Genomic DNA, 2,357 nt, shown 5'->3' on the forward strand with positions numbered 1-2,357 from the left:
GACCAGTCCGACAGCAGCAGTACCGATTTCCTGATCAAGCTCAACAAAGCCTGTCCGATCACCATCGTCAAGCTGCTCACCGACAATGGCAGCCAGTTCACCGACCGCTTTACCAGCAAGAAGAAAGACCCGGAAACGGGCGATCGGATTCCCAGCGGCAGGCACGCGTTCGACGTGCTGTGCAAGCAACTGGCGATCGAACATCGCCTGATTCCGCCACGTCATCCGCAGACCAATGGCATGGTTGAGCGCTTCAACGGCCGTATCAGCGAGGTCGTCAACCAGACCCGCTTCGCGTCCAGGGCCGAACTCGAATCGACACTGCGCAATTACCTGAAAATCTACAACCACAACATTCCCCAGCGCGCCCTGGATAATGAAACACCGATGCAGGCGATGAAGAAATGGCAGGGGAAAAAGCCGGAATTATTTGTTAAACGTGTTTATAACCAAGCGGGTCTTGACATATAATTCGACCCTGCGCTGCAGCAGATGCATTTTCCAGCGCCTGCTTTAATACCAAATCACTGCATTCACTTCTGCTGCAAGACATGGCATGCGGCACGATGCATTGCTCTTGCAAAACGGCCGCGCACACGCACCGGCTATCGCTGCGGCGCCCGGATCGCTTACTATCGCCCCATCGCGCTCCGCGCCACCACCGTTGCCATCCCTATGCCAGGAGTCCTCATTGATGCCACATGCCCACCGCCGCACGCTGCTGGCTTGCACCTGCGCTTTGCTCGCGGCCTGCACCCCGTTCGCTCCGCCGCCCGCCGCCACGCTCCCAGCCGCACAGGCACCTGCGCCAGTCATGCAGGCGCCGCTGTGGCAACAGCCAGGCGTGCGGGTCTTGCACATTGGGCCACAGGAATCCCTGCTGACCATCACCGTGCGCCGCGGCGGCGCGCTGGCCCGTCTGGGGCATGACCACGTGATCGCCAGCCGCACCCTGCAGGGCGTAGTGGCGCCCGCGCTGGGGCGCGCGCAATTCCAGTTCCGCCTAGATGAGATGAGTGTGGATGAGGAAAGCTTGCGCCAGGCGGCCGGCCTGACGACGACGCCGTCGGCCGACGCCATCGCCGGCACGCGCCACAATATGCTGGTACGCGTGCTCGACGCCGGGCGTTATCCGTGGGTGAGCATCGTCGCCCGGCGCACGGGCAACAACGAGGTACTCGATGCCGAAATCACCCTGCATGGCGTGACGCGCACGGTGCAGCTGCCGGTGCGGATCGAGCAAGCGGCCGATGGGCGCGGCCTGCAGGCCAGCGGTAGCCTGCTACTGAAACAGAGCGACTTCGGCATCGTGCCGTTCGCCATCCTGGGTGGCGCCATGGCCGTGCAGGACCAGATGGAACTGGCGTTCCGCATCACCGCCCGGCAAGACTTCAGCGCGCCAGGATCAGGCGCAAGCCCAGGCCGATGAAAATGCTGCCGGCCACGCGGTCCAGCCACAGGCCGGCGCGCGGGCGGCGGTTGAGCCACAGGCCGACGGTGCCGGAAAAATAGCCGAGCAGGCCAAACAGCACGCACGCCTGCGCCGTAAAAACCAGGCCCAGCTGCGCCGTCTGCCAGCTGGCATTGCCCTGGCCCGCGACGATGAACTGCGGCAGGAACGAGAGGAAAAACAGCACGACTTTCGGATTGATACTGTTGGCAAACAAACCCTTGGCGAACAGGCGCAGCAGCGATTCGTCTGGCAAGGCCGCCGCGCCATCGACCCTGGCGCCACCACGGCTGCGCCAGGCGCCGATGCCCAGCCACACCAGGTACAGGCCGCCCGCTACTTTCAGCAAGGTAAACGCGGTGGGTGAAGCGGCCAGCAAGGCCGACACGCCGATGGTCGCCAGCACGGTATGCGTGAGGCAGCCGAGGGCGCAGCCCAGGCCGAACGCCATGCCCTGACGGCGCCCGCGCGACATGCCCACGCCCAGTACCATCAGGTTGTCAGGACCGGGACTGGCGGTAATGAGGACGGCGGCGGCCAGGAAGGCCAGCAACTGGTCGGGACTGAGCATGGTGGTCTCGCAGGAAAAAGGCGCATGATACCGGAGCGAGTGCCATGTCGGAAGGACATGAAATTGCCTTATGCCACCGAGAGTCGATTAAAATGAGTACTCCACAGCCAACGGCGTTGCCGCCAATTCCCGCGCGACCATCACCCTAGCCATCGATGCCTGTCCACCCGCCCCCATCCATCCACCGCGCTGCCTGCTCCCGCGTCAGCACCTGGCTATGCGGCTGGCCGCTCCTGCTCAGCTTGCTGTTCTGCCTGCTGGGGCTGACGGGCGCGGCGCAGGCTGCACCCATGTCCCTCAGCAAGCAAGGCATCCAGCACCTGGGCAGTGGCGGGC

At 63.9% G+C, this 2,357-nt stretch carries 4 protein-coding genes; 3 read left to right on the top strand and 1 reads right to left on the bottom strand.

The features are described from left to right. Both K0F85_RS01015 and K0F85_RS01020 read left to right on the top strand, forming a co-directional pair. The coding region (locus K0F85_RS01015) for an integrase core domain-containing protein (protein WP_219114151.1) at positions 1–471 on the top strand (471 nt) is incomplete at its 5' end. Positions 472–844: 373 nt separating this feature from the next. Next, complete coding sequence (locus tag K0F85_RS01020) at positions 845–1,429, top strand: YceI family protein (RefSeq protein WP_257572486.1); 585 nt, start codon at positions 845–847, stop codon at positions 1,427–1,429. Here K0F85_RS01020 and K0F85_RS01025 read toward each other — a convergent pair. Next, a complete protein-coding gene (locus K0F85_RS01025; protein WP_219114153.1) occupies positions 1,392–2,021 on the bottom strand; it encodes a LysE family translocator in 630 nt (209 codons plus the stop codon). The two genes, K0F85_RS01020 and K0F85_RS01025, sit on opposite strands and share 38 nt — an antisense overlap. A gap of 155 nt (positions 2,022–2,176) precedes the next feature. Between K0F85_RS01025 and K0F85_RS28495 the strand changes: the two genes are divergently transcribed. Beyond that, positions 2,177–2,357, top strand: a 181-nt coding sequence (locus K0F85_RS28495; RefSeq protein WP_257572443.1) for a hypothetical protein, incomplete at its 3' end; no start/stop codon positions are given.

The organism is Janthinobacterium sp. UMAB-56 (assembly GCF_900095265.1).
GTDB lineage: Bacteria > Pseudomonadota > Gammaproteobacteria > Burkholderiales > Burkholderiaceae_D > Janthinobacterium.

What these genes read in the sequence shown, in the direction of transcription:
- K0F85_RS01025 (WP_219114153.1), bottom strand. Translation starts at nt 2,021, where the DNA reads ATGCTCAGTCCCGACCAGTTGCTGGCCTTCCTGGCCGCCGCCGTCCTC.